Source organism: Roseburia faecis, from assembly GCF_001406815.1.
Taxonomy (GTDB): domain Bacteria; phylum Bacillota; class Clostridia; order Lachnospirales; family Lachnospiraceae; genus Roseburia; species Roseburia faecis.
The window spans coordinates 62,165-82,905 of sequence record NZ_CVRR01000009.1 but is presented as its reverse complement, the minus strand read 5'-3'; the positions used below and the strand labels follow the sequence as shown (position 1 = coordinate 82,905).

The window sequence follows — 20,741 nt, the reverse complement described above, 5'->3', positions numbered from 1 at the left end:
GATCAGAATTTGTAAAGGAGATATACAACATGAAGAAAGTCTGCTTAGCGGTTTTGCCAGCTTTAACAATAGTGTTAGAATTATTACCCTTGGGAGCAGTTTGTATTTTTGCAACATCTCCAACAGAAAGAGTAAAAGAAACATTCTCATACTTTAGCCTTACACCGTTTGGCTATGCAAATTTTGCTCCACTTATTACAGCCACACTTACTGTTGCCATCTTCTTACTTTCATTGTTTTCATTGAAGAAGAAAGGTGTTCTCAAAGCATTGTTTGTCCTTTCCATTATTACGGTAGTTATTTCTCTTTTGCCATTGATGTATGGCTTAAACTACTATACCCTTGTAGGAGCCTTTATAACAGTAACACTTGTAATAGAAAGTATTTTGGCTAAGATACAATAAAAGTAAAGCGATAACTTTCAGGTTGTCGGATTGTAAAGGCAGAGCCTTACGCAAGGTGCAGGAGAAAGACTCCGCTCGGGTTAAGGGCGAAGCGCCTTAGCAGGTCAAGGGTGCAACCATTGCCCAGTTAGTGGCGTTTTGCCACTAAGTACTGGGTATTACTTGTAGCAGAGCTTCACAAGTTTTGGCAACTTCGTTGCTGTTCCCTTCGGGAAAATAATTAAATATTGTTGTTATTAACAGACTGAGTAGAGAAATTTACTTGGTCTTTTTTTGTAGAAAAGAAAGGAAAGATATGAATGAAAGCAACTAGACATAATGGAAGATCAGGTAAGCATTGAAAGAATGTCCCAAAGCCTTTATTTTTAAAAACAAATTTTGTTGGAGCGGATCCGGAAAAAATTAAAATGGTTACCAGAGTGTTTAGGCGTACAATCGCCTGAAACCGGATGGAGAGATAGAAAAAAGTCGAATGGGTGTAAGTTTACGTTGACAATTAAAACAACATGGTGTATATATGTGTATATACACATACACAGACGGAACAAAACTTTGCACGAATGAAAATACGAGGTAAAGGCATGGAACAGACAATGATCAAAACCGAGAACGTATCCAAGAGATTCGGTTCATTTGCATTACAGGACATCCATTTTGAACTTCAGGCAGGTTATATCTGCGGACTGATCGGGGAGAATGGTGTGGGGAAAACCACACTGTTAAACATTCTGGCGGGACTTTATGAGTACGATGGAACGATTTCTATACAGGAGAAGGAGTACCGTACAAATCAGATGGAATTACAGCAGGATATTGGATTTGTGTTTCATGAGGAATGGTTCGATGACTGGGATTCTCTGATCGCAAACAGCAGACATTATGGAAAATATTATAAAAATTATGATGAGACACTGTTAAAGGAATATCTTAAGAGATTCCGGTTGGATGGAAAGAAAAAATATAAGAAACTGTCCAAGGGAGAAAAGCTGAAGTTTACATTTGCTTTTGCGCTGGCGCATCATCCGAAACTGTTGCTGCTCGATGAGCCGGGGGCGAATTTTGATCAGACTTTCCGTGAAGAATTCCATCATATTTTAAGAGAATTTACCGCGGACGGAACGAAGAGTGTGATCCTCTCGACACATATTACTTCGGATGTGGACCGGTTTGCGGACTATCTGCTGTTGCTTAAGAAAGGCAGACAACTGTTGTATGGAGATATCGAGTCGGTCCGTGATGCATACCGGATGGTGGCAGGCGAGCGTCATGCGTTGAGGGCTTTTGGCGGGCGGCTGGTCTATATGGAGGAGACACCGGTGGGCTGCAGTGCTCTGGTCAAACATGATCACGCGGAGTATGACCGGGCACTTAAGGTGTGGGAGCCGGACACGGAGGAACTGATGTATTATCTGGCGAAAGGAGCGGAGCATGGAAGAGGCAATCAAATATAAGAATGTGATCAGAGAATATTTCCTGGAATATAAGAACCGTGATCAGGTATTGAAAAGTATCTTTTATGTGATCCTGTTTGGTGCATCGTTTTCGCCTTTGGTATTTGGCAGTGCAAAGGAAGGGCTTGGGTATATATGGCTCACATTTCCGATGGCTCTTGCGCTGTTTGCAGCAATCACACATACGAGTGCCCTGCCGACGATGCTGTATCTGGTTCCCGGATCGAAAAAGCTGCGCGAGGAATATATCCGGAGAATGTTAAAGGTTAAGATTGGCCTGCCGCTTGCGTTGTGCGCGGTAATCGATATCATCCTGCTGATCGTGCAGCCGATGATGATAAAAGGCGTGATCCTGCAGCTGGTAACGGTGTTCTTTATGTCCTATTGTGTGGGAATTACAAACGACGGACTGGTCTGGCGGAATAATGCGTCGCGGGCAGCTTATGGGCAGGTAAGTTATTTTAACGGACCGATCACGGTATTCAGTGTGATCGCAAGCTGCGTGATGATTGGCATCTGTTCTTCGGAGATTACGAATGTGGAATTTTGGGTTGCGCTTGTTATTTATCTCATCATTTACGCACCTCTTTCTTATGCGCTTCACAAGCGTTGGGGTGGAATCAGAGAGAAACTCGCCGTCTATGAACTTGCAACGAAGGAGGAGACATGGGACTGGTAATCGTCATTGAACCGCATGGAACGTATGCCATCTACGAGCAGATCGTCAATCAGATCAAGAATCAGATCATATCCGGTGAACTGCAGCCGGACGAGGCGCTGCCGTCCATTCGGGGACTGGCAGCGGATATCGGCGTCAGCGTGATCACGACGAAGCACGCGTATGAGGAACTGGAGAGGGAGGGACTGATCCGTTCCGTTTCCAATAAAGGATTTTATGTGTGCAAATACAACACGGATTATCTGCACGAAAAGCAGCTGATGGAATTGGAAAAACGCCTGCAGGAGTGGATTACGCTTGCAAAACAGGCGGGACTTGGAACTGAGGATATTCGTGAGATGCTGGAGGGATTGCTGTAAGATGGAAGATATTATTTTTTCTGCGAAGCAGGTACAGGGGAAGAAAGCGTTATTCGGCAAAGGCAGGTTCGCTTTGCAAAATGTGGATTTTGAACTTCCAAGTGGATATATTATGGGAATCATCGGGGAAAACGGTGCCGGAAAGACGACATTCTTCCGCTATATTATGGAGGAAAAGAAGCATTATCGCGGCAGCTTTTATCTGGACGGAACCGATATCGCGGAAGATCATGCGTGGTCGATGAACCGGATCGGATTTGTCTCTGAGGAGCGGTTGTTTTTGCGGCAGAAGAGTGCAAGAGAGAATGCAAGGATGCTGGGCAGCTTCTATGATACCTTTGATATGGATCAGTTTGCTGCGCTGATGGAGCAGATGGATCTTACCACGGCACGGACCGTGGAGAAGATGTCGCGCGGTGAGAATATGAAGTTTCAGCTTGCATTTGCACTCGCACACAAACCGAGGCTTCTTCTTTTAGATGAGCCGACTGCGGGGATGGATCCGATCTTCCGCAAGGAATTTTACAGGTTGCTCCGGCAGCAGTTGGAAGTGCTGGACTGTTCCGTGATCATGTCGTCGCACTTAGAGGATGACATCCGGAAAGAATTTGATTATATCGGACAGTTTGAGCATGGGGAATTTACTTCGTTTTATGAGAATGCATAAGGCGTTGTGGCAGTGAAGGTTATGCGGTGAGACGGCAATGGTTGAGTGAAGTGCAGAAAAATGTGCTTGAATCGAAACACATGGGTATTATGTGTAAAAGACAGGAGTGTCGAGGATGACGATAGAGGATAAGAAGCAACAGGAAAATTTGAAGAATTTTGACCGGAATTTAAAGGAGAGTACGGATCAGCTGGCATGGTTTTTATACTGGATGTTTGCAGCTGTTGTGCTAGTGTTAGGGATGACGCTGATTTTTGATGGAATATTTTATCGGGATGCGTGGATGATACTGAGCTATGTGTGGATGGTCGTTTTTATGGATAACTATGTATTGGCACCGTATCAATGGAGCAATGAAGCCTTCAGCCGGAGGATGCAAAAATCGGATGCGGTTTCAAAAATACTTCGGTTTGTTCCGGTTTCGGGAAAAAACTACTTCCGTGTGAGGATGCAGTATCTTTGGAAGTTTGTGTGGAAATTTGGCGCATTTGCCATGCTGATCGTGATCGGAAGCATGAGTTTTACGCAAAAAATTTCTCTTGTGAGGGTGATGGAAGGTGTTCTTTTATTTTTGGCCGGACCGATGCTCATTGGGTATGTTGAGTTGAAGGAATCACTTTTTTGCAGATAATGCCTAAAAGAACAAAGTGCCTGACACAATAAACATCATATAATATGCTGAATTCCCTCACAGATCCTGCGGGCAACCACCGGATTGTTCATGGTATACAGGTGAATTCCATCGGTATCGTTTGCCAGCAGATCAATGATCTGGCTTAACGCATACGACATACCCGCATCAAATAAAGCTGCCTTGTTATCTTCAAATTTATGAATGATCTTCTGGAAACGCTCCGGGAAAGAAGCTCCGCACATCGTAATCATTCGCTTGATCTGCGCGGCATTGATGACCGGCATGATGCCAGGAACAATTGGCACATTGATATCCGCAATCCGGCAGTCCTCCACAAAACGGTAAAACTGTGTGTTGTCAAAAAACAACTGGGAAAGCAGCACTTCTGCTCCGGCATTTACCTTTTCCTTCAGGTGGCGGATTTCTTCAATCTTATTGGCAGATTCCGGATGACATTCCGGGTAGCAGGCACCTAAAAAGCAGAAATCCCCCTTCGGTTTCAGATAGGAAATGAGGTCGGATGCATGCTTAAAATCATCTTTTTCGGTAAGATCCGGATTTCGGTCTCCGCGCAGTGCCAGCACATTCTGGATGCCTTCTGCGGTAAGGATTCTGGCAAATTCGTCAATTTCCGCGCGGTTGTAATGCAGGCAGGTCAGGTGCACAACCGGCTCCACATGGTAGTTCTGCTTGATCTTTTTGGCAAGTTCAATCGTGCGGTTACAGTTTAAGCTGCCGCCCGCACCAAACGTCACGCTGATAAAATCCGGCTGCAGTTCGCACAGCACATCAAGTGTCGCATCAATATTTTTCAGTTCACTGTCCTTTTTCGGAGGAAATATCTCAAAAGATAAGCTTTTTTTATGATTACATGCGTCAGAAATTTTCATTTTAATACCGTCTTTCGTTCAAAATTATTGTAATTACTCTGATTATAGCAGGAAAAAATAAAACTGTATAATACATAAATGATGCATTTCTCCATAGATTCAGGTTATAGCAGGAAAAATCAGCGATACGCTTGGAATCAGCACGGCGCGGGTAGCAGTTCTTTTAAGAAAAATGGAGTCCAAAGATCTGATTGGAAAAGAAAAAAGAACACATAGTTTTACAGATAATAAACATAATAAAATTGCAACATAAAAATGCAACAATTCTTATAAGAATTGTTGCATTTTTATTTACATCTTTTATATCGGATGGCATTTCTGGAACTTAACCCCTAAAATAAAAAATTTCAAATTTTTGATTACAGATCTATTTTCAAATAGACAGAATCCTTTTCATCCTGCTCAATTCCAAGATAGCGTTTGGTGACATCATAGGAAGAGTGATTGAACAAACCCATAAGCAGTGCGGGCTGTGCTCCCTGTTTCCATGCGTGGTAGCCAAACGTTTTCCGCATGGAGTGACAGCTGACCATGCGGCTGTTTGTGGTTTGGGCTGCGGCTTCTTTTACAATGCGGTATGCCTGCGAACGGTTGATGGGATGCTGCCGGTCGGTGTTTTTGCAAAACAGATAATCACTTTCCTGTGGAAAACAGGCATCCATATACCATCGTAGGGCATTCTTGGCATTTTTGTTGAGTGCAATGTAATTTTGTTTTCCGGTTTTCTGTTCCAGTATAAGCAGATGTTCACGGAAACGCTGCGTGTAAAAATCATAGACATCGAACCATTGCAGCTGTAAAAGGTCACTGATGCGCAATGCCGTATTAAGACCGAGGATAATCAGGGCATAGTTGCGGGGGTGTGGTTTGACCGTCTGGTAGTATGTGCTGAATTTTTGCAATTCCTTGCGATTTCGAATCGGTTGTGTGGTTCCCATTTTGTTGCTCCTTTCATAGAAGTCAGATTCTTGAGTGGCAGTACAGAAATGCATGGTAATCCGTATATATCCCCACGTCAAGATGTAACAATCTTATAATGAGAGTTGCATCCTCTGGATGAAGGAGAATAAACATGGAGGTTCTTATGCTGAAACTGAGCTTGAAACCGGGCGAATACATTACATTGGGAGATAACATTAAAATTATTTTCTCCGAAGGCTCTGCCAACAACATACATCTGCTGGTGGATGCACTGCGCGAAATAAATGTTGCCAGAAACAGTGCGGGCAAAGACAAAAAGCCATCGCCTTATTATAAAGAAAAAGGAATTTCAAAAACAGCACAGCGTGAGATTGCAGAAATCCTCATGCGCGAAAAGCGCAACCAGTCGCATGTCAGCGGGGAGGAGACCGTGACATACAAAAAACGGTAATAAGCAAGGCGATCCTGGGGACATATAGAAAATTTTTGCTCTGTTATGTCTCGCTTTTTTGGCACAGTGGGACATATAGAATCATTCCTTTGCATTATGTCCCTTATGTCTGCGGCAATGGGACATATAGCGTTTTTTCTGGCATATATGTCCCGGGAAACAAAAGAAAAGGGACATAGCCGATAAGTTTCCATGCATATGTCCCAGTGAGCAAAAGAAAAGGGACATAGCCGATAAGTTTCCATGCATATGTCCCAGCGAGCAAAAGAAGAAGGACATAGCCGATAAGTTTCCATGCATATGTCCCGAAAGAGAGAAAAAAATTCAGCCAGCAGATTTTCACACATATGTCAATATCCAGAAGGCAATGTGCATAAAAAATCCCGCCACAGAGGGAGGAAAAGATATTCTGTGGCGGATCTATAAGAAAAATCGCTTTCGCGAATTGTTTTTAGTCGGAACTGACAGCACCCCAACACCGTTTGTTAAAATACAACAGCCCCTTTTGTTTTGGTGGTTTTATATTACCAGTGCATTATGAACAGGTTGTGACAACATGCTAAAGAGTTTATGAAAATTCGAAACAACTTATAAACTTAGGTATAAATTTCTTAGCATGGTTCCTGGGCAGCAGGCGATTTTTTAAGGGGTCCCCAGATATGTCGATTCATGGACATCTAGTGTGTGATTGCTTATACAAAGACTTTTCTGTGCAAATCCGGAGATATCCGAACATTAAAATTTCCCTGTCCGAACAAGCCTCTTAAATCAATGTAAGTCGAGAATTACAATGAAAAGATTGGAGCAGTTAGTGGACAATAACAAACAATTAACTTTTCAATAAGCTGTGGATAGGTTATACTATTCATAGCTTATTTTTGTGGAAAAGAAGGGGGGCTTCTATGGCAAACAGTTTAAAATTACCGGTTGGAATTGAAAATTTTGAAGAAATCCGAAAGTTTGGATTTTATTACATGGATAAAACAAAGCTTATAGAACAACTGGTGGAAACCGGAGGCAAAGTAACTCTTTTTACCCGTCCCCGCCGCTTTGGAAAAACATTAAATATGAGTATGCTGCGGGCTTTTTTTGAGGCAGGCGCGGATACGACATTGTTTGACGGGTTATATATTGCGGGAAACAAGGAAATTTGCGAACAATATATGGGAAAATACCCGGTCATATTTCTTTCACTCAAGAGCGTGGAAGGATTATCTTATGAGGATGCAAGGTATCGTATCACAGAGCTGGCAGGAAGAGAGGCACAACGTTTTTCATTTTTGTCAGAGAGTGACAAACTATCTGATAATGAAAAGGAGCAGTATCAGGCAATTGTCGCATTGCATAATGGTAAATATTCTATGGATGAGAATATACTGACATCAAGCATATATATACTGTCACATTTATTGCATAGGCATTATGGACAAAAAACCGTAATCCTCATAGATGAATATGATGTTCCACTGGATAAAGCGTTTCAGAATGGCTATTATCGGGAGATGGTTTCACTCATTAGGGGACTTTTCGGAATGGCTTTAAAGACCAATGATAGTCTGCAGTTTGCCGTTTTAACAGGATGCCTGCGTATTTCCAAAGAAAGTATTTTTACAGGATTTAACAATTTCGAGGTTTTGTCGGTTTTAAATGTTCCGTATGATGAGAGTTTTGGATTTACGGACAATGAGGTTGAAAAACTTCTGGATGATTACACGTTTTCAGACCACTATCCGGAAGTTAAGGAGTGGTACGATGGTTATCATTTCGGAAACACCGATATTTACTGTCCGTGGGATGTTATCCGGTATTGTAAAAGCCTGTGTGCAGATCCGAACGCAATGCCAGAAGATTTCTGGTCGAATTCAAGCGGCAATGCCATTGTGCGTAGATTTATAGACAAAGCGGATGTCCAGACAAAAAACGAAATCGAGCGTCTGATTGCAGGAGAATGCATTGAAAAAGAAATCTCGCTGGAACTCACATATGATGAGCTTGATAAAAACATTGAAAATCTGTGGAGCGTACTTTTTACTACCGGATATCTGACGCATCAGGGACGTACAGAAAGCGGAAAATACCGCCTGACTATTCCAAACAGGGAAATTAAAAACCTTTTTATAAAGAAAATCAGGGAATGGTTCAGCGATGTGTCCAGGAATGACGGTAAAAAACTGGAAGAATTGAGCAATGCATTTTTGGAAAAAGATCCGGAAAAAATTGAGCAGATCTTCGGGGATTATCTGTGGAACACGATCAGCATAAGAGACACGGCAGCTGCAAAAGAAAAGAAAGAAAATTTCTATCATGGCATTCTGCTTGGTCTGCTGGGTTATAAAGCAACCTGGCTTACAAAGTCAAATGCCGAGTCCAGAACCGGCTACAGTGATATTCTGGTTGAGGTGCCGGACAACCGGACCGGAATTGTAATCGAACTCAAATATGCAGAAAATGGAGATATGGATGCTGCATGTGCCAAAGCACTGGAGCAGATAGAGGAAAAAGACTATGTGGATAGGCTGAGACAGGATGGAATGAGAAACTTTATCAAGTACGGAATTGCGTGTTTTACGAAGGATTGTAAGGTTGTGGTTGGAGAATAACAAAAATCTCTTTACAAACCGCAGAAGATATGCTAGATTTTTATACAAGCTGATTGTCCCGTTTGTTTCTGCAACCGGAAATGGGGGCATATGTTACACACAAAAAAGAACTTCTTAAAGTCAGCACTGGCTGTCTTCTGCATGGTTTCCATGCTTTTATTCTCCAGTTACAACGGAATCACAACAGTATATGCTGCCAGCGGATACGAATACGTTCTGCTGACAAAATACACTAAGACCATGAAATTTGGAGACGAGTATTATCTGACTGCGATCACTTCTACTGGAAAGAAACCAAAGTTTTCTTCAAGTGATTCCACAGTCGCGTCCGTGAACACTTATGGAAAGATCACGGCGAAAAAGGCCGGTAATGCTACGATCACTGCAAAAATTGACAATGGGGAGGCAAGCTGCAGGGTTACAGTTGAAAAAACGGTCATTACATTAAGTCAGAAATTCATATCCTTGGAGAACGGATATACGGCCCGGCTGAAAGCCGAGACATCAACCGGGCATCCGGTCACGTACAAATCCGCCCGCTCGAGCATCGCCTCGGTGGACGAAAACGGCGTGATCACAGCAAAAAAACCGGGTGAAACTACCATTACGGTCACAGCGGATAAAACCGCCCAGACCTGTAAAGTGACGGTAAAGCAGCCAACGGTTCGGCTGGACCGGACATCCGCATCCCTTTACCGGAAGGGGACGCTCCGGTTATCCGTTTCTTCCACATCCAAAAGTATTCCCAGGTGGAAAACAAATAAAAAAAGCGTAGCCGCTGTGGACAATGAGGGCAAAGTTACCGCCATAAAAAACGGAACCGCCATCATCACGGTCACAGTCGACGGTGTCAGCAAAACCTGTGAGGTCACGGTAAAGAAGCCAAAGATTACCGTCGGACAGGAACAGATTTCGTTAGCGGCCGGCGAAACATGTCAGCCGAAGGTAACGGTATCCTCCGGCAACAAACCGGAGTACTACAGTTCGAACACAAATGTTGCCACGGTAAATGAAACCGGCATGATCACCGCTATCGGCAAGGGACGTGCATATATTTATGCGAAAGAAGATGGCACGAAGGTACGCATGACAGTAACTGTCAAAGAAAAATAAAACTACAGGAAGCAGAACAAAATTATGGTCTGTATGACAGACAGTCTGCGGATCATAACCAAAGGGACAATCAGCGAAAGATATTGATGATGCATATATACAATGATATAATTGAACATAGACAATATTCTGTCTATACTTCGAAGAATAGCCTTACAACATATGGTATTGTAGATCTTATGGAAAAGCTTTCCCAAAAGCTGCCATGGTTATATCTTTGTATGAAGGAGGAAAAATGAATTCGGTAGAAAATTATGCCATACGCTACTTAGAACCAAAGGATGTGAAGGATTTGGACCAGTATAACGCGCTGCTGCGCTATACCTTTCAGGTAACGGAGGATGAACTGACGGCAACCGGATGGAAAGATGAAGAGATTAAACAGTCGAAGTTCCCGGTACTGGAGCGTGCGGATGTGCTGGGATGTTTTGACGGGGATACCCTGATTTCCCAGTTTGCCGTATATCCATTGAAAATGAATATATACGGGGAGGTATTTCCCGTTGGATTTGTTACGAGTGTTTGTACATATCCGGAATATACCGGGCAGGGCATTATGAAAAAACTGATGTATCAGAGTCTGGAACATATGAAACAGCAGGGAAGACCGTTTGCCCTCCTGTATCCATATTCCATACCGCTGTATCATCATCTGGGCTGGGAGATCATATCCAATAAAATTTCTTTCAATATCAAGGACCGGCAGATTCCGACGAAAGTAAAAGCACCCGGGTATGTACGGCGTGTGGACTGGGACAATACCGATTTTCATGAGCTGCATTCGCATTTTGCATCAATCACACACGGCTGCCTGTTCCGGAATGCACTGGCGTGGGAGGAATACTGGCGCTGGGATGAGGACGATACGAACGTGGCAGTTTACTATAACACCAAGGACAAGCCATGCGGATTTATGGTCTATCTGATCAAAAACGATATCATGCATATCAAGGAAATGATCTACTTAAATCGCGAGGCAAAAAAGGGGCTGTGGGAGTATATCCACGCGCATGATTCCATGATCGATGCGGTGCATGGCTATACCTATTTCAGCGAACCGATTGCGTTTGAGATGGATGATGGAGATATCAAGGAAACGATCCGGCCGTATGCCATGGGACGGATTATTGATATCGAGAGCTTTTTACAGGATTATCCATGTGATCCGGATGGCGGAACACTGTATATCGAACTTGAAATTGAGGATCACCTGCTTTTGTGGAACAACCGCAGTTTCCGGCTCTGTTTTTCCGATGGAACATGTATGCTGACCGATGAACCAGCAGAGTATAAGTTAAAAATGGAGATAGGTACGCTGACTACCCTTTTACTGGGATACAAGACGGCTGAGCGTCTGTATGCCCTTGAACGCATTGAAGGGAAGCAGGAAGCGGTAGACCGTCTGGATGATGTACTGTTTCATAAAATTCCATATATTTCCGATTACATCTAAAAAATTCAGCATGGTATGTTATAATGGAAAGTGAAAATTACCGGGATACCGTTCTGCAGATACCGGTATTGGATGATTTTCGGAATACATAAGGGGAACACTTTTAAAAACAACAGAAAAAATGAGTTTGGGAGGCAAAGGATTATGAAATCAGTACGGACAAAGCTTATAGCGTCTATTTTGATCTGTTCTCTTTTTACATCGGTTCTGATCGGGGTGATTGCAATTTCAAATTCTGTGCGGACAGCCGGAAAAGATGCAATGACCATGATGCAGCTTACCGGGCAGAAGAAGACCGAAGAGATTAATTCCACGATTCAGAAGATTGAGCAGTCGGTGGATACGCTCAGTGAAGTCGCAATGAGTAATTTTGACTATGATTCGTTCCGGCAGAGCAAGGATTATGCGGATACATATACCGAGACGGTACAGCAGGCGGTGCTTGATTTTGCAAACCATACGAATGGGGCAGTGACGGCATATCTGCGGTATAACCCGGATTACTCCAATCCGACATCCGGTGTCTTTGCGCAGCGCCAGTCAGTTGACAGTGAACTGCAGTGCCTGACACCGACGGATTTTTCCATGTATGACGAAAGCGATGTGGAGCATGTCGGCTGGTATTACCTTCCGGTACAGGCAAAGAAAGCCATCTGGATGTCACCGTACATGAATGAAAATATCAATATTTACATGATCTCATACGTTGTGCCATTGTTTGCAGAAGATGGAACATCGATCGGTATTGTTGGTATGGATATTGATTTTTCACAGATTACCGATCTGGTTGACGAGACAAAAGTATACCAGAGTGGATATGCATTTTTGACGGATGCATCGGCAGCAGTCATGTACCACAAAAATGCGGATGAGGGCACAAAGCTTTCAGATCTGGATTCCTCGCTTTCTAAGAGTGCAGATTTTATCGGAGATGACGGTAATCAGGGAAAGACGATGGATTATTCCTATAAAAATGTAAACAAGAAATTTGCATTTTACAATTTGGACAATGGCATGAAGCTTGTCCTTACCGCTCCGGTATCTGAAATTTATGCAGAGGCATACGGGCTGGCAAAACTGATTATTATCGCCATGATCGTTGCATTTGTCCTGTCTGCTGTGATTGGCGTAATCATCGGTACCGGTATGACCAGACCGATCCGCCAGTTGACCGCTGTGATCGAACAGACAGCGAAACTGGATTTCCGCCCGACCAAAGAGGGAGGCAAATTGCGGAAACAGAAGGATGAGATCGGAAACATGGCAACAAAGATCCACATTATGAGAAAGAAGCTCCGGGAGATGATGGGAGACCTGCAGCAGACACAGCAGGTACTCGAGAGCAACGCGGAGGATTTGAATCATCTGATGAAGCAGAACAGTGCGTATGCAGAAGATAACTCCGCTGCAACACAGGAACTAGCAGCCGGGATGGAAGAGACCAGTGCAAATGCGGCGCACATTGTGGAAAACGTTGGAATTATGAGAGAAAGTTCCGACAATATCCAGCGGCTTGCAGAGGATGGAGAGAAAAATTCCGGACAGATCCAGGAGCGTGCCAGAGAGATGGAGCGGATCAGTACGGAGTCCCGCCACAAGACAGACCAGATGTATGCGGTCATGAAACAGAAGACGGATGCCGCTGTGGAGCAGGCGAAATCTGTACAGAAGATCAATGCGCTGACAGACAACATCAAACAGATTTCTTCCCAGACAAACCTTCTGGCATTAAATGCCAATATTGAGGCAGCCAGGGCTGGCGAAGCGGGCAGGGGATTTGCGGTTGTTGCTTCCGAAATCGGAGATCTGGCAACGCAGACACTGGATACCGTTTCCACAATTGACGAGATTGTAGGAGAGGTCAACAGTTCGGTTTCCAATATGACCGAATGCCTCACAACGATTATGGAATTTCTGGAACAGACCGTTCTTGGGGATTATGAGCATTTCGCACAGGTGGGGGAGCAGTATCATGCCGATGCGGACACATTCCAGCAGATCATGCAGCAGACAAAAGAAGCAGTGGATGCATTAGAGCAGCACATTGAAGAGATCTCTTCTACCGTATCAGAGATCAACTCCATGGTGGAACAGTCCACAGACGGAATCAGCGGTATTGCCGAGAAATCCGGCAGTACGCAGAACCTTGTAACCGAGGGTTACGACAAGCTGCAGGAGTGCACACAGTCCGTCAATGTGATCCGGGATTTTGTCGCGCAGTTTCATTTGGATTGATAATTGTCCGAAGATAAGTTAAGACGTGGTTAACATAGACTAACATGAAACCCTCTAAATATAGGAAAAGGAAATTTTACATCGGAAACGAGGAAAATTATAATGAAGAAAACATTAAAACCGGAAACCACAAAACCACAATATGTTGTGACAACAGACATTACTTATGCGCAGGTTGATTCCTGGTTCGGTCATTGCCGGAGAGATCTCAAACTGGATCTCATCTATCCGGAGGACGGGGAAGGAAAGACATATCCATGTATTGTATGGATTTGCGGTGGCGCATGGCAGCGCATGGACAAAGCAGCGCATCTGGCATATCTGGGCACACTGGCGCAGGAAGGGTTTGTTGTTGCCAGCGTAGAGTACCGGACATCCAACGAGGGAACGCATCCGATGCAGTTGTGTGATATCAAGGCAGCAATCCGATATCTTCGTGCATATGCAAAAAGATATCGGATTAACAGTGAAAAATTTGGTGTGATGGGAGAATCTGCAGGAGGATATCTGACATGTATGGCAGCACTGGATCAGGATAAAAAACTAGATACAGGTGAGTATCTGGAGTATTCCAGTCAGGTTCAGGCGGCCTGTCCGTGGTATCCGCCGACCGATGCGTCCCATTTTCCATATGATGATGTGGAAAAGGCAGCCATGTCTTCAGAGTCGCTGCTGATGGGATTTAATGTTATGACACATCCGCAGGAAGCTTATGAGAATTCCCCGGTTTCCAAAGTGACACCGGATGCGCCGCCATTCCTGCTGATTCATGGAACCAAAGACAGTACCGTGCCTTTTTCGCAGAGTGAGGAATTGTATGATGCGTTAGAAGCAGCCGGCTGTGATGTGACATTGCTTGCGCTTGATGGTGCAGAGCATGCGGACCTGATGTTTTTCCAGGATGAAGTATGGCAGCAGATCATTGCATTTTTTAAACGGACATTATAATAAGTGACCTGGTATCCGGATAAGAAAAGGTTCAAAGATTAATTGATATGAAAAAAACAGCAGATAACATTCGTATAATAGGAAAATCCGATGGCCCGACATCCGTTTTTATTGCCGGAAAAGACAAAAAGAAAACGTTAAGACAGAAGATAGAAAAGAGCATGTATGACTTCCGGCGAAAGCGTGTAATTAAATTTCTGAGGGCAGATTCGCACTCCGTGGATGAGGTGGCAGATTATGTGGTCAGGGAACTGGGGTATACCGAAGTAAGTTCATCGGATGAAACATACCAGACAGAATATTCCAATATGCGCGCATCGTTTCTGTTGCAATATCGTCCGGAACTGCTTGGAGATCTCACGGAGCCCCAAAGACCACAACAGTGGGATGAAAAAAGCGTGATGGAGTTTATGAAGCAGATCGAACAGAGAACCGAGGCTGCGCGGGCAGTTCCAAAGACAGAGTTTGATATTGATTTTCATCTGTACCGGAAAACAGGCTGGGATTTTGAGATGAGTATATCAATAGAAAAAACATATGAAAGTTTCAGTGGCTCCGCATCCGGCTCGACGCGGGTGATGCGCAGATATGGGGCGGATTTCCGGAAGGTGTACCGGTATTATGGAGTTTCGCAGGAGGATATCAGGCAGCGTACGAAACGGTTTGAGGAAGTGGTAAGACAACTGACGGTCAGGTAAAATGAGGGGCAATGGGGAGTGGTTGAAGGACATATACAGAAAAAGTTCTTGATTATGTCCTTCTTTTTTATATAGTTGGGACATATATAGAAAAAATTGTTTTGTATGTCCCACAAGACGGCGCTAATGGGACATAATAAATGATTTTTTGTCTATATGTCCCCGTGCTGATGGAGAGGGGGACATAACAAATGACTTTTTCTGTATATGTCCCAGCGTTGGAGGAAAGAGGGACATAACAAATAACTTTTCGTCTATATGTCCCAATGCTAGAGGAAAGAGGGACATAACTCAGGCTATACCGAAGGCTGCGAATCAATCTTGGAAATTCTGGATGCGATCAACAGGGGAAATGATACCGTAGAAAAACTCACTGCATTGGGCTACGATGCAAAAACGGCACAAGAGGTATTGGAGAAGAAATAAATCGAAACAACAATGGTTATGCAATAAGTGAGGAAAATTTCAAAACGGGGATATTCCATTCAAAAATGGCATTAGTTAGAGAGACCTAACCAATGCCATTTTTTATTTTAATAGCATAAAGCATTAAAATCATCATTAAATGATGGATTATGTAAAATTTAAATTATATCTTCCGGGTTTACATTTTACCTGCACAATGTAATTTTTATTGTATTTCAAACAATGTAAATTTATGGATTCTCCAAGTTTAATAGTTGTATCCTTTAAAACAATTGTTTGGTTCTCATCTAGAATGCGTATGGTTATATCACAGGGATTGTTTATGTCATTTATTACTTCTTTTTTATAAAAAACAGATGAAAAAATCAAATAATCACCGTCATTTATGCGTACTTGAAACCATTCATCCGAACCATGGTTGTTATCTATGAATGCTATATCCATGGGCATAAAAAAGTCGTGAAGTACTCCTACTTCCTGAATGGCAAACATAGCAGTCATTACAAGAAACGCGGTAGAAATAATTGCAGCAATCATTTTGATCCGGACTTTTTTTCTGATTTTAGAAAATGGAGTCTTACTGTCTCCGGCTTCACTAAGTGTGGGACATTCGATCGGATCTTTCATGGCTGCCAGTTCGTTTTGACATTTGCTGCAATGATTTATATGGTCTTCAATAAGTTTTCGGCTGTCGTCAGAACAGACGTCATCAACATATAATGGCATTAAATCTCTTACGATATCACATGTTATTTTCATCTTCAATTACCTTTCTGATCTTTGTTTTTGCACGGAAATAGTTAACGCGCGCCCAATTTTCACTTTTGTCAAAAATTTCTCCGATTTCTTTAAAACTCATTTCCTCGTATGCCCGCAGCCAGAACACTTGTCCATAAGGGTGCTTTACCTGTCTTAAAGCGGATAGCAATTCTTTGGTTTCTTCTTTTATGAGATACGTGTCCTCAAGATTCCCCTGATTGTTTACTGCTTCAAAAGATTCTAAATGTTCGATTCCGACTGTGGTTTTATGTTTCTCTTTTTTCAGATAATCAAAATATAAGTGTTTTGCAATCTGACATAACCAGACCGAAATTTTACAGTTTCCGTTATAATGGTGCGCTGATTTGTATGCCTGATAAAAGGTCTCCTGTGTCAGGTCTTCTGCCAGATCAAAATTGCCGCATAAGGAAATTAAAAAATGTTTTACGGTATTTGCATACTCCATGTACATCGTTTCAAGTGGAGTATTCTTTTGCATTTTCCTGTTTCACCTCCTCGTATTGCGCAATCTATATATAAATAGAATTTTTGTTTGTTTTGTTACACTTTCATTATAAATTATTTTTTGAAAATGTGTCAGAAACAGATATTGACACATGAAAGCAAATTGATTATAATCGTGTCAAAAACAAAAGTGGCACGGGAGGCATATGACAATTACATCATTGAAAAGTGCATTGCAGCGAATTGCGCAACTGGAACGGGAAAACGAACAGCTTCGGGCAGAACTCGAAGTATATAAAAACCGCAATACCGGCGGGAGAAAAAAACATGACGAAGCCTGGATGACTTCTTACCGGGATTTTGCTGTAAAATATGAGAGTGGGATGACAATTATGGAAATTGCTGCACAGGGGGAAATCAGCCGTAGGACAGCGTACCGGTATAAAGCTTATTACGATGAGGTGCAGAAAAATAATAGAAATAAAAAAAGAAACGAGCAAGTCCTGTCAGGCATAAACCCTACCCGGTGAAAACCCATTTCTTAATATAAAAAGAATAACCCCATTTCATTTTACAGTCAAGTAATTTTTAAATTTTACTGTATACAGATGGTTCCTGTTCACCTAGCACCTAAACAGAAAAGATCATCTGGATAGCAGCAAAAAACACAACAAGGAGAACCAATTGAATTTACTCGAAACATTAAAACATTATTTTGGATACGACAGCCTGCGGCCGGGACAGAAGGAACTGATGGACGGAATCCTGCAGGGAAAGGATGTCCTTGGAATCATGCCGACAGGCGCGGGGAAATCCCTGTGTTATCAGGTTCCGGCGCTGATGCTTGAGGGAATTACACTTGTGATTTCCCCACTGATTTCGCTCATGTCAGATCAGGTCAAGGCACTGAATCAGGCAGGTGTGCATGCAGCCTACATCAACAGTTCCCTGACAGAAAACCAGATACACGCGGCGCTTGCCTATGCAGCACAGGGAAAATACAAAATTATTTATGTGGCACCGGAGCGGCTCAACACCTCGCGTTTTCTCGACTTTGCATATTATGCCGACATTTCCATGGTGACAGTGGATGAGGCACACTGTATTTCCCAGTGGGGACAGGATTTCCGGCCGAGTTATCTTGAAATTGCAGATTTTCTTGCAAAACTGCCAGACCGTCCGGTTGTCAGTGCATTTACCGCGACCGCCACAGAGCGCGTCAAGCAGGATATTACCGCAAGTTTGCATTTGCAGAATCCGGTGACCGTCGTGACAGGATTTGACCGTCCGAATCTGTTCTTCCGTGTGGTCAACCGCAAGGGCGGAAAAGAGACGGACAACAGTATCTTAAATTATGTGAAAAGGCATGAGGATGAGAGTGGAATCATCTACTGTGCCACGAAAAAAAATGTGGACAGTGTGTATGCCCTTTTGTTGCAATATGGTATTGCGGCGGGGCGCTATCATGCAGGTCTGTCTTTAGAAGAACGGAAAAAGAATCAGGATGATTTTACGTATGACCGAATCCGTGTGATGGTTGCAACCAATGCATTTGGCATGGGAATCGACAAATCCAATGTGCGCTATGTGCTTCATTACAATATGCCGCAGAGTCTGGAATATTATTATCAGGAAGCTGGCCGTGCCGGGCGCGACGGGGAAGAAGCGGAGTGTGTGTTATTTTTCTCAAAACAGGATATCATGATAAACAAACGTCTGTTGCAGTACAAATCCACATCCGGGCAGGTATCCGATGATCCCATGGTGCGGGCAAATGAGCAGAGGAAACTTAATGAGATGATCCGTTACTGCGAGACCGATGAGTGTCTGCGCCAGTTTATCCTGTCCTATTTCGGGGACAACAGTCCGTGTACCTGTGAAAAATGCAGCAATTGTGTGGTTGTGGAAGATGAGGCGGAAGAAACTTATATCCAGACCGGAAGAGAAAAGAAAAAGGCATTGCAGCTTGCTGATCTGACACCGGAAGGGCAGGAACTGTTTGAGCAGCTTCGCAAATGCCGGACGGAACTTGCCGTGGAAAAAGGTGTGCCACCGTATATTATCTGTTCCGATAAGACATTAAAAGATATGTGTGCCAAATGTCCTGTGGATTCCACTGCGATGGCCGCTGTGTACGGAATGGGTGCACAGAAAATCGAAAGTTACGGCGCGCGTTTTACACAGGTTATCACAGCATTTTTGAACGAGCATGGTGGAGATACCGCCACAGCGGAGGCATTTTCCGGCATGACAGTAGACACCACGACAGCAGCTCCGGCAAGAAAAAAGAAGCTGCCGTTTTATATCGCTCCGGAAAAACTTGATGAGGTGGAACTGACCGACACCTGTATGCTTTCAGAACTGACAAACCGGATCAATGCGCTATGTGGGGAGACGGATCGAAAGAAACTGACCGCTTCATTTATCAATCAGCTGCTTGTGGAAAAAGGATATCTTGAGGAAACCGTGCAGGGAGAAGAAAAGATAAAGCGTGTGACGGAAAAGGGAAGAGCCGTAGGAATCCGGGAAGAGGAGAGACAGGCAAAATACGGAAGAAATTATTATGCACTGATTCACACTCGGGAGAGCCAGCAGATGATTATGGAGGAACTGGGGAAATATTTGTTACAGTTTACGCCAGCAGTATAATTGTCCCCTGCTTTGTGTTATACTAAAACAAAACGATAAAGGACAGGATTATTCTATGAAAAAAACAGGAATCATGACAGACAGCCACAGTGGCATCTTAGAAAATGAAGCATCTAAGCTGGGAATTGCCGTACTGCCAATGCCTTTTTATATTGATGAAAAATTATATCGTGAAGGGGTGGATATTTCCAGAGAGGAATTTTATGAAATGCTTCGTAAAGGTGCGGATGTGGCAACATCCCAGCCGTCACCGGAGAGTGTGATGCATATGTGGTCAGCCATGCTGCAGGAATATGAAGAACTTGTCTATATTCCGATCAGCAGCGGTCTGAGCGGTTCCTGCATGACGGCACAGGCAATGGCACAGGAGGAGCCGTATGCCGGAAGAGTATTTGTTGTAGATAATGGACGCGTGTCTACGCCGATGCACCGTTCGGTTCTCGATGCCGTGGAGCTTGCAGAGAAGGGATACCGTGCACAGAAAATTAAAGACATTCTCGAAAAAAACAGACAGCATATGGTCATTTATGTAGGGCTCAGCACGCTGACATATCTGAAAAAGGGTGGACGGATCAGTTCAGTTGCTGCGGTGGCAGCAGATGTGCTGAAGATTAAGCCGGTTATGAAATTTGGTGTGGGAAAGTTAGATGTCTATCAGAAGTGCCGTGGAATGAAAAATGCGAGAAAAGCAATGATAGACGCAATGAAAAAAGAATTTGAGACGAATTTTAAGGAGGCTTATGAAGCAGGAAAACTATATCTTATGGCTGCATCAAGTTCTACCGCAGAAGTAACGGAAGAGTGGATACGGCAGATCAAAGAAAGCTTTCCGGGTATGGATGTCATGTGCGATAATCTGTCGCTGGGGCTGTCCTGTCATATTGGACCGGACGGGCTGGGAATTGCCTGCTGTAACAAAGCAGAATAGTATTTTAGAAA

Annotated in this window: 21 protein-coding genes; 16 read left to right on the top strand and 5 right to left on the bottom strand. The window is 43.5% G+C overall.

What is annotated here, in order from left to right:
- Positions 1-29 precede the first annotated feature (29 nt).
- From M72_RS04915 to M72_RS04890, 6 genes are all read left to right on the top strand, one after another.
- Positions 30-404, top strand: a complete 375-nt coding sequence (locus tag M72_RS04915) for a hypothetical protein (RefSeq protein WP_022045202.1) — start codon at positions 30-32, stop codon at positions 402-404.
- A gap of 506 nt (positions 405-910) precedes the next feature.
- Positions 911-1,855, top strand: a complete 945-nt coding sequence (locus tag M72_RS04910; protein WP_082413789.1) for an ABC transporter ATP-binding protein — start codon at positions 911-913, stop codon at positions 1,853-1,855.
- Positions 1,833-2,534 (top strand): hypothetical protein, encoded by a 702-nt coding sequence (locus M72_RS04905; RefSeq protein WP_055067405.1) that lies wholly within the window; start codon positions 1,833-1,835, stop codon positions 2,532-2,534. Before M72_RS04910 ends, M72_RS04905 begins: the two co-directional genes overlap by 23 nt.
- Complete coding sequence (locus M72_RS04900) at positions 2,522-2,893, top strand: GntR family transcriptional regulator (protein ID WP_022045205.1); 372 nt, start codon at positions 2,522-2,524, stop codon at positions 2,891-2,893. Before M72_RS04905 ends, M72_RS04900 begins: the two co-directional genes overlap by 13 nt.
- Position 2,894: 1 nt before the next feature.
- The gene (locus M72_RS04895; RefSeq protein WP_022045206.1) at positions 2,895-3,560 is read left to right on the top strand and encodes an ATP-binding cassette domain-containing protein; all 666 of its coding nucleotides are present in this window, start codon (positions 2,895-2,897) and stop codon (positions 3,558-3,560) included.
- 115 nt (positions 3,561-3,675) lie between these two features.
- A complete protein-coding gene (locus tag M72_RS04890; RefSeq protein ID WP_055067404.1) occupies positions 3,676-4,191 on the top strand; it encodes a hypothetical protein in 516 nt (171 codons plus the stop codon).
- Positions 4,192-4,226: 35 nt separating this feature from the next.
- Here M72_RS04890 and metF read toward each other — a convergent pair whose 3' ends face one another.
- Together metF and M72_RS04880 are read right to left on the bottom strand one after the other, a co-directional pair.
- The gene (gene metF, locus M72_RS04885; RefSeq protein ID WP_055067403.1) at positions 4,227-5,084 is read right to left on the bottom strand and encodes a methylenetetrahydrofolate reductase [NAD(P)H]; all 858 of its coding nucleotides are present in this window, start codon (positions 5,082-5,084) and stop codon (positions 4,227-4,229) included.
- Between the two features lie 359 nt (positions 5,085-5,443).
- Positions 5,444-6,022: a tyrosine-type recombinase/integrase gene (locus tag M72_RS04880; protein WP_055067402.1), complete on the bottom strand. Its 579-nt coding sequence runs from the start codon at positions 6,020-6,022 to the stop codon at positions 5,444-5,446.
- 146 nt (positions 6,023-6,168) lie between these two features.
- Between M72_RS04880 and M72_RS04875 the strand changes: the two genes are divergently transcribed.
- On the top strand, positions 6,169-6,456 hold the full coding sequence (locus M72_RS04875) for a carbon storage regulator (RefSeq protein ID WP_055067411.1): 288 nt from the start codon (positions 6,169-6,171) through the stop codon (positions 6,454-6,456).
- Between the two features lie 692 nt (positions 6,457-7,148).
- Here M72_RS04875 and M72_RS18205 read toward each other — a convergent pair.
- Entirely contained in the window at positions 7,149-7,214 is a 66-nt protein-coding gene (locus M72_RS18205; protein ID WP_155175954.1) for a toxin-antitoxin system HicB family antitoxin, read from the bottom strand.
- A 144-nt stretch (positions 7,215-7,358) separates the two neighbouring features.
- Between M72_RS18205 and M72_RS04865 the strand changes: the two genes are divergently transcribed.
- The 6 genes from M72_RS04865 to M72_RS04840 all read left to right on the top strand — a co-directional run bounded on the left by M72_RS04865 (position 7,359) and on the right by M72_RS04840 (position 15,503).
- Positions 7,359-9,056 carry an AAA family ATPase gene (locus M72_RS04865; protein ID WP_055067400.1) on the top strand — a complete coding sequence of 566 codons (1,698 nt, stop codon included), beginning with the start codon at positions 7,359-7,361 and terminating at the stop codon, positions 9,054-9,056.
- 90 nt (positions 9,057-9,146) lie between these two features.
- Positions 9,147-10,169, top strand: a complete 1,023-nt coding sequence (locus M72_RS04860) for an Ig-like domain-containing protein (RefSeq protein WP_055067399.1) — start codon at positions 9,147-9,149, stop codon at positions 10,167-10,169.
- 235 nt (positions 10,170-10,404) lie between these two features.
- Positions 10,405-11,622: a GNAT family N-acetyltransferase gene (locus M72_RS04855; protein WP_055067398.1), complete on the top strand. Its 1,218-nt coding sequence runs from the start codon at positions 10,405-10,407 to the stop codon at positions 11,620-11,622.
- Between the two features lie 144 nt (positions 11,623-11,766).
- Positions 11,767-13,857: a methyl-accepting chemotaxis protein gene (locus M72_RS04850; RefSeq protein ID WP_055067397.1), complete on the top strand. Its 2,091-nt coding sequence runs from the start codon at positions 11,767-11,769 to the stop codon at positions 13,855-13,857.
- Between the two features lie 102 nt (positions 13,858-13,959).
- A complete protein-coding gene (locus M72_RS04845) occupies positions 13,960-14,805 on the top strand; it encodes an alpha/beta hydrolase (RefSeq protein ID WP_055067396.1) in 846 nt (281 codons plus the stop codon).
- 47 nt (positions 14,806-14,852) lie between these two features.
- Complete coding sequence (locus M72_RS04840; protein WP_055067395.1) at positions 14,853-15,503, top strand: hypothetical protein; 651 nt, start codon at positions 14,853-14,855, stop codon at positions 15,501-15,503.
- 573 nt (positions 15,504-16,076) lie between these two features.
- On the opposite strand, the gene M72_RS04835 is transcribed toward M72_RS04840, so the two are convergent.
- Both M72_RS04835 and M72_RS04830 read right to left on the bottom strand, forming a co-directional pair.
- Positions 16,077-16,688, bottom strand: a complete 612-nt coding sequence (locus M72_RS04835) for a zf-HC2 domain-containing protein (RefSeq protein ID WP_082413787.1) — start codon at positions 16,686-16,688, stop codon at positions 16,077-16,079.
- Entirely contained in the window at positions 16,672-17,187 is a 516-nt protein-coding gene (locus tag M72_RS04830; protein WP_055067393.1) for an RNA polymerase sigma factor, read from the bottom strand. The genes M72_RS04835 and M72_RS04830 overlap by 17 nt, the downstream gene beginning before the upstream one ends.
- A gap of 172 nt (positions 17,188-17,359) precedes the next feature.
- Between M72_RS04830 and M72_RS04825 the strand changes: the two genes are divergently transcribed.
- The 3 genes from M72_RS04825 (at position 17,360) to M72_RS04815 (ending at position 20,730) form a co-directional block, all read left to right on the top strand.
- A complete protein-coding gene (locus M72_RS04825; protein WP_055067392.1) occupies positions 17,360-17,683 on the top strand; it encodes a hypothetical protein in 324 nt (107 codons plus the stop codon).
- 154 nt (positions 17,684-17,837) lie between these two features.
- Positions 17,838-19,802: a RecQ family ATP-dependent DNA helicase gene (locus M72_RS04820; protein WP_055067391.1), complete on the top strand. Its 1,965-nt coding sequence runs from the start codon at positions 17,838-17,840 to the stop codon at positions 19,800-19,802.
- 55 nt (positions 19,803-19,857) lie between these two features.
- Positions 19,858-20,730 carry a DegV family protein gene (locus tag M72_RS04815; protein ID WP_022045558.1) on the top strand — a complete coding sequence of 291 codons (873 nt, stop codon included), beginning with the start codon at positions 19,858-19,860 and terminating at the stop codon, positions 20,728-20,730.
- The last annotated feature ends 11 nt before the right edge of the window (positions 20,731-20,741 follow it).

What these genes read in the sequence shown, in the direction of transcription:
- M72_RS04915 (WP_022045202.1), top strand. Translation starts at nt 30, where the DNA reads ATGAAGAAAGTCTGCTTAGCGGTTTTGCCAGCTTTAACAATAGTGTTA.
- M72_RS04910 (WP_082413789.1), top strand. Translation starts at nt 911, where the DNA reads ATGGTGTATATATGTGTATATACACATACACAGACGGAACAAAACTTT.
- M72_RS04905 (WP_055067405.1), top strand. Translation starts at nt 1,833, where the DNA reads ATGGAAGAGGCAATCAAATATAAGAATGTGATCAGAGAATATTTCCTG.
- M72_RS04900 (WP_022045205.1), top strand. Translation starts at nt 2,522, where the DNA reads ATGGGACTGGTAATCGTCATTGAACCGCATGGAACGTATGCCATCTAC.
- M72_RS04895 (WP_022045206.1), top strand. Translation starts at nt 2,895, where the DNA reads ATGGAAGATATTATTTTTTCTGCGAAGCAGGTACAGGGGAAGAAAGCG.
- M72_RS04890 (WP_055067404.1), top strand. Translation starts at nt 3,676, where the DNA reads ATGACGATAGAGGATAAGAAGCAACAGGAAAATTTGAAGAATTTTGAC.
- metF (WP_055067403.1), bottom strand. Translation starts at nt 5,084, where the DNA reads ATGAAAATTTCTGACGCATGTAATCATAAAAAAAGCTTATCTTTTGAG.
- M72_RS04880 (WP_055067402.1), bottom strand. Translation starts at nt 6,022, where the DNA reads ATGGGAACCACACAACCGATTCGAAATCGCAAGGAATTGCAAAAATTC.
- M72_RS04875 (WP_055067411.1), top strand. Translation starts at nt 6,169, where the DNA reads ATGCTGAAACTGAGCTTGAAACCGGGCGAATACATTACATTGGGAGAT.
- M72_RS04865 (WP_055067400.1), top strand. Translation starts at nt 7,359, where the DNA reads ATGGCAAACAGTTTAAAATTACCGGTTGGAATTGAAAATTTTGAAGAA.
- M72_RS04860 (WP_055067399.1), top strand. Translation starts at nt 9,147, where the DNA reads ATGTTACACACAAAAAAGAACTTCTTAAAGTCAGCACTGGCTGTCTTC.
- M72_RS04855 (WP_055067398.1), top strand. Translation starts at nt 10,405, where the DNA reads ATGAATTCGGTAGAAAATTATGCCATACGCTACTTAGAACCAAAGGAT.
- M72_RS04850 (WP_055067397.1), top strand. Translation starts at nt 11,767, where the DNA reads ATGAAATCAGTACGGACAAAGCTTATAGCGTCTATTTTGATCTGTTCT.
- M72_RS04845 (WP_055067396.1), top strand. Translation starts at nt 13,960, where the DNA reads ATGAAGAAAACATTAAAACCGGAAACCACAAAACCACAATATGTTGTG.
- M72_RS04840 (WP_055067395.1), top strand. Translation starts at nt 14,853, where the DNA reads ATGAAAAAAACAGCAGATAACATTCGTATAATAGGAAAATCCGATGGC.
- M72_RS04835 (WP_082413787.1), bottom strand. Translation starts at nt 16,688, where the DNA reads ATGAAAATAACATGTGATATCGTAAGAGATTTAATGCCATTATATGTT.
- M72_RS04830 (WP_055067393.1), bottom strand. Translation starts at nt 17,187, where the DNA reads ATGCAAAAGAATACTCCACTTGAAACGATGTACATGGAGTATGCAAAT.
- M72_RS04825 (WP_055067392.1), top strand. Translation starts at nt 17,360, where the DNA reads ATGACAATTACATCATTGAAAAGTGCATTGCAGCGAATTGCGCAACTG.
- M72_RS04815 (WP_022045558.1), top strand. Translation starts at nt 19,858, where the DNA reads ATGAAAAAAACAGGAATCATGACAGACAGCCACAGTGGCATCTTAGAA.